General features: G+C 41.0%; 18 protein-coding genes. 1 reads left to right on the forward strand and 17 read right to left on the reverse strand.

The window, feature by feature from the left end; translation table 11 throughout:
* Window positions 1–42: 42 nt before the first annotated feature.
* From ACT53H_RS05600 to ACT53H_RS05660, 13 genes are read right to left on the reverse strand one after another with little or no spacing between them, the layout of a single operon-like run.
* Window positions 43–1,683 (reverse strand): thiamine pyrophosphate-binding protein, encoded by a 1,641-nt coding sequence (locus ACT53H_RS05600; protein WP_476008826.1) that lies wholly within the window; start codon window positions 1,681–1,683, stop codon window positions 43–45.
* Between the two features lie 38 nt (window positions 1,684–1,721).
* Window positions 1,722–3,188: an aldehyde dehydrogenase gene (locus tag ACT53H_RS05605; RefSeq protein WP_476008827.1), complete on the reverse strand. Its 1,467-nt coding sequence runs from the start codon at window positions 3,186–3,188 to the stop codon at window positions 1,722–1,724.
* A gap of 13 nt (window positions 3,189–3,201) precedes the next feature.
* Window positions 3,202–3,993, reverse strand: coding sequence for an aspartate dehydrogenase (locus ACT53H_RS05610; protein ID WP_476008828.1), 792 nt, complete (start codon window positions 3,991–3,993; stop codon window positions 3,202–3,204).
* A gap of 15 nt (window positions 3,994–4,008) precedes the next feature.
* The gene (locus ACT53H_RS05615) at window positions 4,009–4,803 is read right to left on the reverse strand and encodes an SDR family oxidoreductase (protein ID WP_476008829.1); all 795 of its coding nucleotides are present in this window, start codon (window positions 4,801–4,803) and stop codon (window positions 4,009–4,011) included.
* A gap of 15 nt (window positions 4,804–4,818) precedes the next feature.
* Window positions 4,819–5,643 (reverse strand): alpha/beta fold hydrolase, encoded by an 825-nt coding sequence (locus tag ACT53H_RS05620; RefSeq protein ID WP_151963392.1) that lies wholly within the window; start codon window positions 5,641–5,643, stop codon window positions 4,819–4,821.
* Window positions 5,644–5,679: 36 nt separating this feature from the next.
* Window positions 5,680–6,201 (reverse strand): cupin domain-containing protein, encoded by a 522-nt coding sequence (locus tag ACT53H_RS05625; RefSeq protein WP_125739166.1) that lies wholly within the window; start codon window positions 6,199–6,201, stop codon window positions 5,680–5,682.
* Between the two features lie 23 nt (window positions 6,202–6,224).
* Window positions 6,225–7,448 carry an MFS transporter gene (locus tag ACT53H_RS05630; protein WP_476008830.1) on the reverse strand — a complete coding sequence of 408 codons (1,224 nt, stop codon included), beginning with the start codon at window positions 7,446–7,448 and terminating at the stop codon, window positions 6,225–6,227.
* A gap of 42 nt (window positions 7,449–7,490) precedes the next feature.
* Window positions 7,491–8,702 (reverse strand): NAD(P)/FAD-dependent oxidoreductase, encoded by a 1,212-nt coding sequence (locus ACT53H_RS05635; protein WP_476008831.1) that lies wholly within the window; start codon window positions 8,700–8,702, stop codon window positions 7,491–7,493.
* Window positions 8,703–8,730: 28 nt separating this feature from the next.
* Entirely contained in the window at window positions 8,731–9,660 is a 930-nt protein-coding gene (locus ACT53H_RS05640) for a VOC family protein (RefSeq protein WP_174727725.1), read from the reverse strand.
* Between the two features lie 11 nt (window positions 9,661–9,671).
* Window positions 9,672–10,436 (reverse strand): SDR family oxidoreductase, encoded by a 765-nt coding sequence (locus ACT53H_RS05645; RefSeq protein ID WP_224973670.1) that lies wholly within the window; start codon window positions 10,434–10,436, stop codon window positions 9,672–9,674.
* Entirely contained in the window at window positions 10,429–11,496 is a 1,068-nt protein-coding gene (locus tag ACT53H_RS05650; protein WP_004794035.1) for an aromatic ring-hydroxylating oxygenase subunit alpha, read from the reverse strand. The genes ACT53H_RS05645 and ACT53H_RS05650 overlap by 8 nt, the downstream gene beginning before the upstream one ends.
* A gap of 16 nt (window positions 11,497–11,512) precedes the next feature.
* Window positions 11,513–11,812 carry a recombinase-like helix-turn-helix domain-containing protein gene (locus tag ACT53H_RS05655; RefSeq protein ID WP_004794036.1) on the reverse strand — a complete coding sequence of 100 codons (300 nt, stop codon included), beginning with the start codon at window positions 11,810–11,812 and terminating at the stop codon, window positions 11,513–11,515.
* Between the two features lie 27 nt (window positions 11,813–11,839).
* Window positions 11,840–12,145: a non-heme iron oxygenase ferredoxin subunit gene (locus ACT53H_RS05660; RefSeq protein WP_004794037.1), complete on the reverse strand. Its 306-nt coding sequence runs from the start codon at window positions 12,143–12,145 to the stop codon at window positions 11,840–11,842.
* 273 nt (window positions 12,146–12,418) lie between these two features.
* Between ACT53H_RS05660 and ACT53H_RS05665 the strand changes: the two genes are divergently transcribed.
* Complete coding sequence (locus tag ACT53H_RS05665) at window positions 12,419–13,231, forward strand: IclR family transcriptional regulator (protein WP_005303269.1); 813 nt, start codon at window positions 12,419–12,421, stop codon at window positions 13,229–13,231.
* 47 nt (window positions 13,232–13,278) lie between these two features.
* Here ACT53H_RS05665 and ACT53H_RS05670 read toward each other — a convergent pair whose 3' ends face one another.
* The 4 genes from ACT53H_RS05670 to pnuC are packed head-to-tail and all read right to left on the reverse strand — an operon-like array spanning window position 13,279 to window position 15,326.
* The gene (locus ACT53H_RS05670) at window positions 13,279–13,578 is read right to left on the reverse strand and encodes a hypothetical protein (protein ID WP_476008832.1); all 300 of its coding nucleotides are present in this window, start codon (window positions 13,576–13,578) and stop codon (window positions 13,279–13,281) included.
* A 22-nt stretch (window positions 13,579–13,600) separates the two neighbouring features.
* On the reverse strand, window positions 13,601–14,068 hold the full coding sequence (locus tag ACT53H_RS05675) for a hypothetical protein (protein WP_174732655.1): 468 nt from the start codon (window positions 14,066–14,068) through the stop codon (window positions 13,601–13,603).
* Window positions 14,069–14,089: 21 nt separating this feature from the next.
* A complete protein-coding gene (locus ACT53H_RS05680; RefSeq protein WP_476008833.1) occupies window positions 14,090–14,689 on the reverse strand; it encodes a hypothetical protein in 600 nt (199 codons plus the stop codon).
* 46 nt (window positions 14,690–14,735) lie between these two features.
* Window positions 14,736–15,326, reverse strand: coding sequence for a nicotinamide riboside transporter PnuC (gene pnuC, locus ACT53H_RS05685; protein ID WP_476008834.1), 591 nt, complete (start codon window positions 15,324–15,326; stop codon window positions 14,736–14,738).
* Window positions 15,327–15,384 lie beyond the last annotated feature (58 nt).

Consider the following 15,384-nt stretch of genomic DNA (forward strand, 5'->3'; position numbering starts at 1 on the left):
TTAGCAGCTCCCATCGCATATGTACTAAACCATCCAAACTGGTTAATACAGTTTCTTTTGCGGTGGACCCGCAAAGTTTAATGGCCCAATCGAGTTCATATCGAGCTCAATCACAGTTGGTCCTTCAAAAGCGACAGCCTCTTGAATAACCGTTTTAAACTCATCTGCACTACCCACTTTCCAGCTCTTCACACCCATTGATTCGCCAAGAAGTTTGTAGTCTGGTGTATGTAATTCATTGAAATACTGGCGACCACCAAAGTAATTATTTTGAATGCCACGCATTACACCATAACCACCGTCATTCATAATCATAAGAACCATGTTGGTGTTTTCTTGCACCATGGTTGCAATCTCACCAATGCCAAGCATTAAGCCGCCATCGCCGACCAAACCAATTACTTTTTTGTCAGGGTTAGCAACTGAGGCACCGATTGCTGTTGCAAGACCTAAACCAATTGCACCCGCAAGTGAATGGATATTTTGGTTTGGTGCTTGTACTGGGAATAAACGACTGCCCCATGTACTGCCCGACATGGTGATGTCGCGTACAAAAATGCCGTCTTGCGGTAAAGCTGCACGTAAGTGATCACAAATTAAAGCGTACTGGTCGATTTGTTTGCGCAGTGCATCAATTGCAGCTTGTTTAGCAGCCACTACAGCAGCATCGTAGTCAGCATCAACTTTTGAAGTTCCTTGAAGCTGTTCTAACACACGTGTTAAGACATCTTTGGCATCGCCACAAATGAAGTTGCGGATTTTGTAATTACGTTGCTGAGCCACTGGGTTTGCATCCACCTGAATAATATTCTCAGGGAATTCAACCGAATAGGTTTTAGTTTCATTACTACGTAAACGAGAACCCACCACAACCATTAAGTCAGCATCTTTTAATAGTTGCTCAACATCTGCCGAGTTATGGAATGCACCTAAACTACGTGGATGATCATCTGCCAACACACCGCGGCCATGTGTAGATGAAACAACCGGAATACCTAAATCTGCAATTGCTTTAACTTCGGCAACGCTATTTAAAGTTCCACCACCAATCCAGAAAATCGGGCGTTTTGCTTTTTTGATTTCACTCACAAGAAGATCAATTTCAGCTTGTTCTGCCTGTGGCAACTCAAGTGCTTTCACTGGCCCAAGATTAAGTGGCAAATCGATTTCCGCTGCTTGTACATCAATGGGTAGCTCGACACTGACAGGTCCCATTGGAACAGTCGTTGCAACACGGATGGCTTCACGAATCACACCAACAGCATTGTCTGGACTAGTAATGCGAAATGCCGCTTTGCTTGATGCACGTAAAAATGTAAGTTGGTCTTTAGTTTCATGAATGAAACTAGCATCACGGTCGAGATATTCACGCTCAACCTGACCAGTTAAATGCAATACAGGGCTACCCGCATTCATTGCTTCAATGAGTGAACCCACCGCATTACCTGCCCCTGCACCGGTACTGGTCAACGCTACACCTAGGCCTTTAAAGCGTGAGTGTGCATCTGCCATGGTGACCGCACCCGCTTCACCACGGGCTGCAACAAAGCGCATTTTTTCACGGCGTCCTACTGCATCGGCAATAGGTAAATTGTGGATGGAAATAACACCATACATACTATCAACTTGGTGCGCTTCTAAAACTCTTGCGATTGCTTCGCCTACATTTACACGTTCAGTCATGTCTATTCCTCAAAATTTGTTTTCAGTCCTTGAATTTATTAATCGCACCAAGGGTTAGGCTGTTCATTCAGCCCCATATAAATACTCTTTTGTTGCATGTACGATAAAATGCCCAAACGGCCTTTTTCGCGCCCGATACCACTGTCTTTAAAGCCACCAAACGGCGCACTAATCGAGAACTTTTTGTAGGTATTAATCCATACCGTCCCTACTTCTAATGCACGTGCGATGCGCCAAGCTTTACGATAGCTTTCAGTCCAGATGCCTGCGGCAAGACCAAAACAACTGTCATTGGCTTGGGCAATTAAATCTTGCTCATTGTCATATTTCATAACCACTAAAACAGGGCCAAAAATTTCTTCCTGACAAGTTTGAGCACTGTTACTTAAGCCCGTGATAATGGTCGGTAAGTAATAGCTTCCTTTAGCATAGTCACCAGTGCTAAGCGCTTCACCACCAATCAGAACCTGACCACCTTCGCTTTTGGCAAGCTGCACATAACGGTCAACTGACTGCAAATGTTTGTCATTCACTAGTGGCCCTAAATGCACACCCGCCTGTTCCGGATGGCCCACACATAAGCCTTTGGTAATTTCAACCAAACGTGTTAAAAACTGATCGTAAAGACTGCTATGAATAAACAAGCGAGAACCTGCAATACACGCTTGGCCTGCCGAGCTAAAAATACCGTACGCGACACCTTTAGCTGCCAGTTCGACGTCTGCATCAGGTAAAACGATGGTTGGTGACTTTCCACCTAGCTCAAGCGAAGTAGTAATCAGTTTATCTGCAGCAATATGTGCCAAATGACGACCCGTGGTTGTTCCACCCGTAAAAGAGATTTTACGAACCAATGGGTGCTGGGCAATTGCATCACCAATTACAGAACCACGACCCACTAGCACGCTGAGTAAGCCTTTTGGTAAACCTGCTTCTTCAAAAATTTTGGCAAGCTCTAAAGCAATCAGTGAAGTCGCTTCAGCTGGTTTTAACACCACGGCATTTCCTGCTGCTAAAGCTGGAGCAAGCTTTTGAACTTCACTTGCAATTGGAGAGTTCCAAGGTGTGATTGCTGCCACAACACCCACTGGTTCATGCACACTCATGGTCATGAAGTCTGGAGCACGTTGAGTGGTGAGCTCATCATTCATTGTTTCACATGCCGCTGCAACATAGCGTGCAGTCGCCGCAGCGCTCATGACCAAGCCACGAGTTTCGGTTAAAGGCTTACCATTATCGCGTGTTTGTAATTTTGCTAATTCATCGACACGCGCTTCAATAATGTCTGCAACTTTGTAGAGAATCCGTGCGCGCTCATGCGGCAAGCTGTTTCTCCAGCTCGGTTGACGCCAAGCCTGATCCGCTTTTTCAATTGCTTCATTTACATCTTCAAGCGTTGCTGTTGAAAGCTCAGCGTTTACCGACTGATCTGCCGGAAACAGGCTTTGAATGACTGCACCACGGCCTAATCGCCATTCACCTGCAATATAAATTTCCTTTGCCATGATCAAATCCTTCTTAAATCTGTATTGCTTCTACACTGTTGCGACAAGCACGAATCACGCTAAGCGCAGCCAAAGTTGATGTTTTCGGGTTACTTGGCAGCGGCACTCCCACCAGTTCAATGGTCATTTGTCCAAAGCCACCTTCTGCCACAATGGTGTGTTTGTTTTTGTTGATGGTTGGATCAACAGTTAACTCGACCATGGTTTCATCCATTCCAAGCCCTGCAAGCGCAATGGTTGCTGCAACGTTGGCATTGGCTGGAAATTTGGTCGCGGCTTCACGCGCAGTTCCTGTGAAAAAGACCGTAGCTTCAGAAACATGATCTAAATCGATCAATTGCTCTGCATAACTACCCTTCCAGCTTTTTGGACTTTTACAACCTTTGTAAGTGACTTTTTGCAAGCCACCCTCTTTGGCCGCAGAAATACCGTCAATGCCTGCAATAGCACCTGCAAGTAAATGCAGATGGGCATTATTTTGTTCAGCGGTTTGTTTAAGCTGAATCAAAAACTCGCTATCTGCTAAGGTTCCAACTGAAATCAGACCAATCGTCCAACCTTTAGCCAAAACCTTTTGAGCATGTTCTTTCACTGCTGCTTGACCTGCCACCTCAATGACATAGTCTGGCTCGCCATCACATTGCTCAATATCGGAAATCACTTGAATCTCGGAAGAGACTTGTGATTGAACTTTTTCAATACTGCGAGATGGCACGACAATCCATTTGAGTTGCAGATCTTGAGGCAAGTGGGCATACACTTCTGCTGCCATTGCGCCAAAACCAATCATCATCAACTTTTTCATGACAGCACCTGATATTTATAAATGTTTATTAAAACCACCCGAGACATCTATTGCCGAACCTGTGGTGTAAGATGCCAATGGTGATGCCAAGAAAACTAAAGCACGTGCAGGTTCTTCCGGACGACCTAAACGCTGCATTGGGATACCGCGATTTTTTGCGATATTGCCTGTCCACTCTTCCCATGACAGATTTAAATCTGAACGGGTTTCATAACGGCGTTTCCACTGCGCAGACTCGACCATTCCGAGTAAAATCGAGTTCACACGAACGCCATATTGAGTAAACTCATGCGCCAATGAATGGGTTAAATTCAACAGCGCAGCACGTGCAGATGAAGTCGCAATCATGTGCGGTTCTGGTTGCAACGCAAGTAATGAGTTCACATTGGTAATTGAGGCATTTGCCGACTGTTTTAAGTCATCAAGAAAAGCCCGTACCGGATGTAAAACACTGAAATATTTGAGCTCGATTTCTTTCATCCAGTCTTCATCTTGCGTATTTTCAAAATTTGAAACACGGCCTTGCCCAGCATTGTTAATGAGCATGTCCACATTGCCCAAATTGAGTTTGACCTCTTTGGCAAATTGCTGGACTTCTTCTTTTTTCAAAACATTGCATGCTTTGGTAAAAATATTGGCATGCGGAAATTTTTCTAAAATATAGTGTTTAGACGCATTTAAACGTTTTTCATCGCGACCACACCACGCTACTTTTGCACCCTCTGCAACCAGTATTTCAACAGCAGCCAGCCCAATCCCAGATGAGCCACCGGTAACAACTGCAACTTTTCCTTCAACTTGGAAGCTCATAATCCTTAATCTCTCTTACGATTGTTCCTGAATCGTCAACATAATTTGGTTAAATGCTTGCGGTTGGTCGACATAACTTAAATGTCCTGCATCTTCTATGACGAAGCGCTGTTCCAACTGCAATTCCTGAGCAAGCGCTTGTATACCTAACGCAGGAGTGATTTGATCTTGCTGCCCTGCAATGACTGTGCACGGGACTTTTAAATGGGTTAAGTAATTACGTATTTCGTCATAGGCAAGTAAGTACGATGCATGGGTAAAACCCTGTAGAGTCAACTGTTGCATCACCTCTGAAACTAAAGCTAAGGCTTGTGGCTCTTGTTTATAAATCAAATGGGGTCCACGGCTTTCAGCCATGCCTTTAGCACCTAACTCTTTCAACATTTTTGGTCTTTTTTCAAAAACCTGAATTTGTGTCTGTTCATCGTGGCGTTGGTAGCCTTGAGCTAAGTTAGCGACAACCAAGTGTTCCACTCGCTCTGGGTAAAGTGCAGCAAATGCACTCGCCTGTAAGGCACCTAATGAGTGTCCAACCACAATGGCTTTTTCAATTTTTAAAACATCAAACAATGCAGCTAAACGCTTTGCGTAGTCGGTTGCATTAGGTTGATCAGTTAAAAGTTCATCTGATTTGCCATAGCCCGGTGCATCCCAGGCAATGACATGAAAATGATGAGACAACACTTCAAGTTGGTTCACCCATGAAGCAGAACCTGAACTAATGCCATGCAACAGCACAAGGTACTCGCCCTGACCAGCTTCCCGATAAGCTTGTTGCTGACCTTGAACAGTCATGGTTTTCACCGGAAATTCTGCTAACTTTTCAATGAGTGTCATCATTTTTAATTCTTTCCTTTCATTCACTTCATCAAACAATTAACGTTTGATTTGAGACAATGGATGCTCTGGTGGATAGTTCGGAATGGTTGGTTTACCTGTTCCCAACATCACACACATCAAGGCATCTTCTTGACCTGGGTTAAATAGACCACGGTAAATACCCGGTGGAATTGAAATCAGGTCACGCTCTTTTAAACGGGTTTCAAATTTTTCGCCGTTATGCTCAATAAACAAATCAATTTCACCTCGGAGCATAAAGAACACTTCTTCAACATCGTGGTGAATGTGCAAAGGACCTTCACACTGTGGTGGCAAAACCATGGTTGAAAATGTGAAGTTTTCTGCCGGAACGGTGTTACCGTCATTTACGACACCTGTTGCACCCGTACCCATGTAACGCATTTGTGCACGGCGATATTTTGGGTCGTAATCTGCTTGGAACTTCAAAGCATCAAAGTCATATTTACGTGTCTCAAAGCGAGCAATACGTGTGTTTAACCAATCTTCTAAAGAAGTACCTTCTGGTTGTGCCCACGATTCGAATTGTTGTGTAGTCATTTTTTAAACTCCTATACAGTGAATTAATAACGTTTTAAAAGAGGAACCAAGAACAATGACCCAATGACAGCGACGGCAGCCAAGAAGGTAATTCCTAAATTAAAACTATGTGTTTGCATCACGATGTAACCGATAAGAACAGGCGCAATTGCACTTGCAAAATTACCTAAACCGTTAAATATTCCACCCGCAGTCGCCCCTACATTTGAGGTCGTCACTCTTGCAAGCAGAGCAAATACAGCTGCGACTCCAAAACCCCACGCCATCGCGCTTAAAGACATGGCAGCAATAATCAATAATGGCTCAGTCATAATGACCATCACATACATGAAGATGCCCGCGAGTAATAAACCGCTAAATACTTGAATTGCTCGACGGCCTAACTTGTCAGATAAAAACGCACCGATGATTTCGCCAATTAACATGGCAATGAATGGAAAGCTTGAATACATCCCAAACTCTTTGAGATTGAATCCTTTGTCTTGCATAAGATAAGAAGGAACCCAACTGTTTAAGCCCCACAAATACGTCATCAATGCAATGTTAAAGAGACACACCAACCAGAATGCGCTGTTGCTTAAGAGCAATTTAGTATTGGTAATGTGACCTTTGAAATTGGTACGTTTACTCTCACCATCAATTTCGACAGTTTTCTTGAGCTGCAAGTTACGTAAACCAAAAACAATGCTGAAAATGGCAATGAGTGTTAAACCAGCCATAACAAAAAACGTGGTGTGCCAGTCATGGTGCGCTAAAACATTTGCAGTGATTGGAAACCCAAGGAATGCACCAATCGGCGTTCCAAGTAAGAACATGGTAGAAGCACGTGCCTGCTGATGGTCTGTATAAGTCTGCTTAACAATGGTATACGCCAAGGCAAATAGCGGACCTTCTGCTAAACCGAGCAGTACACGTAAAATCAACATGCCTGAATAACTGGTGGTGAAGCCCATGCAAAACATGAGTAAACCCCAAGAGGTCACACTCCAGAACAGCATTTTCTTTGGGTTAAAGATGTCACCCAAAAAGCTTAGAAAGACTGATGAAAAACCATAAGCAAGTAAGAAACTTGTCATGAGCCATCCGAGCTTGGCCTTATCTTCAGCAATTCCCATTGCACTTTGAAAATGAGGATCTGAAAATAAAACCGCAATACTAATCTTGTCGAAAAACGCCAGTACCACACACACCATAAGGACAAAAGCAGGTACCCAATGCTTTAATCCACTTTTTTCTTCATTACTCATGTGTCATTCCTTCGATTTGGTAATGAGAACCAGATTTAATGTTTACGGTTTTAACTTCATGACATTAAATTCAGAATCTGCTAACAGTTTTGGATCTAAAACGGTGTTGGCTTGCATCCAACGTTTTGCCAGTTTGACCAGTTTCGAATCATTAATGGCAATCATGTTGAGCAAACGATTTTCATGGTCCAGATATAAATAGCTCACCTGATCATCACCGCCTTGGCGAATGACCAATTCTTTGGTTTTTTCAGGCTGATACGTCCCTAAAATCTGGATATTGAAGTGGTATTGATCAGACCAAAGCCATGGAATATCAGTATATTCAGTTTCAATTCCGAGCATCGATTTTGCTGCGGCAATCGCCTGATTTTGCGCATTTGCCCAAGACTGAATGCAATAACCCAAACCCGGATGAATCGCGACATCGCCTGCGGCATAAATGTTTTGATCTGAAGTTTGCCCAAAACAATTCACCACAATTCCATCTTTCACATCGAGACCAGCGTGTACACCTAACTCTTTGGCAATGTCAGCGCCTGCACCTACCACAACACAGTCAAATAACTGGCTATTTTGAGGATGGTTCACCACTTCAACTTTCTGATTCGGCGCTTCAACTAAATGAAGGCTCTTGCTGTCTAAATGAATTTTTGTGCCTTGGGTTTCATGCATATTTTTTAAAAATGCAGAAACTTCCGGACTCACGCTTCTTGCACATAAGCGGTCGCCATATTCAAAAATATGAACGTCTTTACCTTGCTTACGTGCAGTTGCAGCAATTTCTAAACCAATCCAGCCGCCGCCAATCACAGCGACATTTTTTGCATTCTTTAAAATTTCAGTCAAACGTTCACAGTCATGCACATTGCGTAAGGTCACAACATTTGGAATAAACTGCCATGTATTGACCGGTACACGTGCACGGCTTCCGGTTGCAATCAGCAATTTGTCATATGGCAAAATCTGGCCACTTTCTAAATGAACCTGTTTTTGCTCACGGTCGACTTTTGTTGCAATTTCCGGTTTATGCCATTGAACGTTGAACTCTTGAACCTGTTCAGGAGAGAACAGATTCAAACTTTCATAAGTTGCTTCTTTTGAAAGTACTTGCTTAGACAGTGGCGGACGCTCATAAAACACTTGATCTTCATTTGAAACCACGTGAATTTCGCCCACATACCCATTTTGACGTAAGGTACTTACTGCCCAACCCGCTGCCTGTCCGGCACCTACAATTACGATCTTTTCCATAGCCATCTTCCTTGTAAAGCAATCCCTGTTAAACAGGCTTCACCTGACGGCGGGTTGTGTCATCAAGACCACCTTCAATCGCCCATTCGGTGAAAAGCTCTAGACGATGTTCTTCTACACGAGGTTGCCATTCTTCTGTCAAATAATCATCGTTGGTGTAATATTCAAATGCACCACCTAATGGTGAGTTGACGTACCAGAAATAAGCAGAAGAAATTGGATGACGTCCCGGTCCAATGAAAGTTGACCATTCCGAACGATTCATATTTAAACCGCCCCCAATCACTTCATGGATATCACGAACGACAAACGCAACGTGATTTAAGCCAGCAGGTTTATTTGGAACACTGAGCAAGAATAAATCATGGTGATAACCTTCACCGCGGCAACGTAAGAATGCACCACGATTTTTATAGGCATCCGATAAATGAAAGCCAACTTTTTCAATATAGAAATTTTCAGTCGTTGCCAAATCTGGTGTGAAGAACACTACATGCCCAATCGCAACAGGCTGACCTTTTTCATAGACAGGACTTGCTGCATTGACACGTTGAATGTTGCCGTATTGGTTAATACCTTCCGTTTTAAGTTCTGGTACTTCTTTTACAAAACTTTGTTCAAAACGAATGGTCATGCCATTTGGGTCAAGACACTGAACTGTACTTTCAGAACGTTTAAAACCTTCTACATCAGCCAAACGTACTGCTAAGTCTTCGAGGTCTTGTGTGCTTTCAACGCCCCACGTGACTTCACGTAAAGTTGAACCTTGTTCAATGGCAGCAGGCAAACGGTCATCATCACAATTAAATAAATAAATTTTGCTACCGTTTTGAGTCTGGTAAAGATCTGTGCCTTCAATATCTGAAGTACTTTGGCTTAAACCAAAATCTGCCAAAAACTTGTTTGAAGCGGCTCTATCTTCAACTCCAAACTTTAAAATCTCGATCCCTGTAATCATTTGACTACTCCTTAGTTAAAGACAAAACCGCCATTGACCGGAATATTTTGACCTGTCACAAAAGAGGACAAATCCGACAGTAGATACAATGCTGTTCCATTTAAATCTTGTGGAAGTTGCTGACGTTGAATCGCTCTTCCATTCACATATAAATCGTGACGTTCCTGTGGCACGTACTCGGTTGCTTCAACCAAAGTTAACCCCGGTGACAATGTGTTGACACAGATATTGGACTGCCCCAACTCTCTTGCCATTGAACGCGTCATGGCAACAATTGCACCTTTACTTGCCACATAAGCCATTAGGTTCGGTGCGCCCCAAAGTGCTGTATCGGAAGCAACATTAATAATTTTACCAGCAGCCGATTGTTTTAAATGGGGAACGCATGCCTTACTGATGAGCCATGTGCCTTTCACATTAATATTCATGACCCGATCCCAAAGTTCAGGATCATAATCAATCATATTTTTTCCACCGACATTGGTTGCCAGTGCCGCACAGTTCACAAGGCCATCTAGTCCTTGTAATACTTCAACGCTTTTTGCAACCGCACTTTCAATAGAGTCTGCATTGGCAAGGTCAACGGTGACAGCATGAACGTTTAGCCCTTGTTTCTGTAAAGCTTGTGCTTCTTGTTGCACCAAGTCAGACAAAATATCTGCCATAACAACTTCAGCACCAGCCTCGGCAATGGCTTGAGCAAAATCTCGGCCTAAACCACGCGCAGCACCAGTCACTAAAACTTTTTTGCCTTGCAACAACGCTACATTAGCCATGAGCTTCTTCCTGCATCTCGATACGGTTTGATGCATTTAGCGCAGCAATTTTCTTTAATTGCTTTTCAGCTTCTTTCTTCATTAAACGGCGTAAACGTGCAAGGCCAACATCGTGTTGATAGAGGAACTCTTTTTCACGCGCATTTGGCGCAAGGTTTTCTAAAATAATTCGGTCTTGTTCCAATACATCCCAATGCAACTGTTCTAAATGATTGCGATATAAGAAACGCCATACATTACGTTGCCAGCCACTCACCTTACGGCAGCGCCAGAAAAATACACGGGTATTGTTGGCATCAATTGGGGTTGCATAACCCACAATCCAGAATTCACCACCCGGGCCAAATTGTTTGCGGTATGGAATTGAAAGACGTAACCAGCTTGCACCTGTTGAACCATATTCAACCCAGTCAAAGTTCACACCTGTTTGACCTTCTTTTTCAAAAACAAAGCCATTATCGGTGGTGCGGTGCTTCATCTCTGCAGTACGTTCACCATCTGCCATCGAGTGGGATGTCGCGTGTAAATAGGTCCCATGCATTGGGTCCATCACATTATCAATCGCGTATTGATGGTTTACTTTCCAGTCTGCTTGGCAAAGGAATGCACTCCACTCTTCACTTGCAAGTTGCTCAGGAAACTCAAGCGGTGCTGGTTGTTCATTTGCATCAATACCAAACCAAATGAAAATTGCGCCATGTTGCTCAATTACTGGGTAGTTCTTTAAGCATTTAGTTCCAGTCATTGGACATTCATGAACGGCTGGCACATCAGCAACGACACCATCAGCACGAACTTCAACACCGTGATACCAACAAGCCACTCGGTCGCCTAAGTTCCAACCAAGGGAAAGACGAGCACCGCGGTGTGGACAGCGATCTTCAAGTGCATGAACCTGACCTTCAGAATCACGCCAAACCACAATATTTTCGCCTAAACGGGTAATTCCGACTGGATTAGCAGCGACTTCCCAACTTGCTAAAACCGGATGCCATTGGTCACGTAAACCAAGTTCTAAATATTCTTCAGCGCTTTGTGAAGTTGATACGATTGCGTTCATTTTATTCTTCCCTGAATCAATAACCTAAACGTTGCATTTCTTCTGTAAAGCTTGCAGAAGTCCATTCATCACCAGATTCACAGCGGAAACCCTGCTGATTAAGTGCAGAAACAACGTCACCTAACTCTGTTGCGCCCGCAGAAAATGCCTGAATCAAGTTCTTTACAAAATCTTGTTCGTATAAGGTTGGTTCTTTATAACGTGTTTGCCAAACCAACAATTCAGATTGACCTGGAACTTGAATATTGTTGATGCCTGCTTCGGTTGCTGGCGTTGCATGAATCCAGCTTGCCAACTTTTCATTAAATGTCTTCATTGTTCTGCTTCCTTGTACATGAGAGGACTAGAGTTGAATTTGAATATCCTGTCCTTCAACACGAACTGGGTAAGTACATAGGTTTCTACACCCGGGTCCACTTTTTAGCTCACCTGTCTGAATGTCAAAAATTGCTTCATGCAATGGACATTCAACAGTTTGATCTTCGATAAATCCTTCGGTTAATAAGGCATACGCATGAGGGCAAACATTTTCGATAGCAAAGTAATTTTCATCGACGAAAAATACGCCTATTTTTTTCCCTTCAATTTCGATGGCTTTCGGCTCATCTTCGCTAATGTCACCCTGCTGACAAACTGAGATCCAACTCATACCTTGCGTCCTCATTTTGTTTTATATACAAAACATAATTTGATTTTCAAAACACAAGCTAAGCATAATCCCCTTGATCATTTTTTGTCAAAGTAAAAATAAATATAAAATTCATTTACTTAATTAATTTTAAATATTTTGTTACGTTTCAAACAAGAAACAAAGTTTTAAATATAAAAATTGTTTTATGCATTTTTAACAATTACAATAGTTATAAAATAAAGCAGCATGCCCCAAATTGAATCATGTTTTATTTATAGGAAAATGACACGAATGAGCATAGCAATTGAAGAAGATTCGCAAGAATCAGAAACAACAAAAAATGATGATCGTTATTTAGTACCCGGACTTGTACGGGGTTTAGCTATCTTGCAAGCATTTAACCAACAAGCGCAAGAAATGACCATTACAGAAATTGCTGAAATTTTAGAAGTGAACCGTTCTAGTGCATTTCGTCTGATCTATACACTCGAATCTTGTGGCTATTTAAGAAAAGCATCTCAAAAAACTTATGCTCTCGATTCCAAAGTCATGGAGCTTGGTTTTAACAGTTTATCTAAACTTTCATTACTCGATTTATCGACCCCATTAATGAAAGAACTACGTGACCAAACCAAACTTGCGGTACACCTTTCAATTTTAGAAGGCACTCATATTGTCTTTGTAAATAACATTCAGTCGATGGGAACCTTCACGAGCAACATTAGCTTAGGGACTCGCTGGCCTGCTCATGCAACCGTCATTGGTCAAATGTTATTGTCTGATTTACCTGAAACAGAAGTACGTCAGCGTTACCGTAACTTTGATGATTGGGATAGTTTTTCTGAACTAACTCCAACCAATTTAAAAACCCTATTACAAAGATTAGTCTATGTAAAAACCCAAAAAACCATGGTGAGCTGGGGTCATTACAATCATGATATGGCAGCCTGTGCGGCACCTATTTTTAAACAGTCAAACGGGAAAATGGTTGCTGTTATCTCTGTGAGTTGTCCAATTACTACTTACGATGAAAGAACATTTAAAGAAGATATCGCAAGCCTAGTCGTTGAAACAGCAAACAAAATTTCCAAATTTATTTATTAAAAAAAAGCGACAATAAGTCGCTTTTTTTTGTGATTTTATTTTTTAAATTAAAAATTACGCTTAAATACTTTCCCATTCATATCTTGAAAAATCAGTGTCGAATGGTTTTCTTTAATATCAAATTTTAAATACTGCTGTTTAAATTGAACAACCGCATAAAACTCTTCAGCACCATCATCTAAGCCAGTGACAGAAATCTGGCTACCTTGTGGAAAATCTTTGAGCCACGCAGCATTATAAAAATCTGACACTGAACTAAATTCACAATAATATTTTGGCTCTGCCATTATTTTTGCAGCGATTCGATCAAACTGTTGTTGTTTATATATGATTAAATTCAGGATCATGGATATTCTTAAAGGTTAATCATTAGCAGTCATCAATAGAGTGCGTATAGTAGTGTAATTTTCCATTACGGAAATGGAAGTGTAAGCCATCATTACTACCTTCCCAAGGAAATATAGAGTAAGTATGATTTTCAGATATAACTATTTGCTTACCAAAAAACTTTTTAAACTCATTCTCGGTAGTTAAATGATTAAATAATCGAGAACCATACTTTAGACCATTTTGCTGGCTTACATATACTTTATCTAAAGAGCCCGTAGAGAGTACCACTCCATCTTCATATACCCATTGATCTGGAAAATAACCACCATTGCATTCATCAGCTTCACCTTTAATAACCTGCTTTGGCTTTTTTAGGTTATTTAAAGAAATATCAAAACTGTTCAATACTTTACCATGCCATAAAGGTTTAATATTTACTTGTGCATAAGAGGTCGTTGCTACTAAAAATCCAATACAAAATAAAAATATATGAGTTAAATTTTTCATAAAAATCCAGAAATTAATGATTTAAAAGTTTTGCGCCTTACTCTTATTGATGATCAAACCTTTTTGTTTGTCTTTCATAATGATTAAGGGAGATCCAACTTTTTTAGCTTTGGTATTATCCAAATATTTTTTCTTCTGTAAATAAATCTGGTTGTCATTAATAACACTATCTATAAAGGCTTCATCATCCGTATAATAACTAATATCTTGTGTATAAATATTTGACCAATTCGCTATCCAAAAAATAATGAAATTTCCACCACGCTCTTGATAATTATCTATTGCAAAGGTTTCAGAATTAATTTTATGTATGTTCTGACCAGCTATTGCAGATATATCCTGAGTTTGTGATTTAAAATAATAGGTTTTATTTTTATCTAAATGAATAGCAAATACATTATAGCCTAGCGCATCAGCTATATCAGGCTTAAAGCAAGAATAGCTTTGTATTTTTATCTGTGCCGTCTGTATAACTAATTTATTATGTTCAGCAGCTTCATCTTTCTGACATGAATCTGGTAATTTACTAAGCTGCTTTAAAGGAACAGCATTAATCTGAGCATTTGCATAACCGGAATAAAGAAATAAACAAAATAAAATTTTTTTTAAAGTATGAGTCATCAAATAATTTCCAAACAGGATTATTGTTTTAATATTTTCTCATACATTAAATAGTTTTTTTCAACTCTATATGATCAACCTGCTTTCTTTTCACCTTTTCCCATTGATACCAACCATAAGCTGCCATCAACACAAATGCTGCATACAAAGCGGCTGTTAAAAATAAATCTTTATAAATAAACATTCCCACATAAATAATGTCGACAAATACCCAAAGTACCCAAGTCGCAATATGCTTACGACTGGTCCAATAGGTTGCCAGTAAACTAAATGCTGCAAGCTGTGAGTCGAGCATCGGTACTGCTGCATCAGTAAAGTTTTTAAGAATTAAACCAAACAGTAAACCACCTATCGCAGCAATAATCATTTGGATAATAGCGGTTTGAACTCGAATTGGTTCAATTCGAATGTCATGATCTTGCTGTTTTCCTTTGAACCAATAGTAAAAGCCATAAAAATTTACGACCATAAAAAAGAATTGCAAGATTGTTTCGCCATACAGCTTAAATTCGTAAAACAAATAGGCATATAAAACAAAGGCAAAGAAATTAAACAGCCAACACCACATATTACGGATAACGGTTAATCCGACTCCAATGAGACTAATTAACACTGCAAAGATTTCTAGAGGTGACATAAAAACAGCTGCTTATTGAGATCAATTTGACGAGGTATTATGAGAAAAATATGAAGTT

The sequence above is a fragment of the Acinetobacter sp. DMC2 genome, assembly GCF_056314305.1.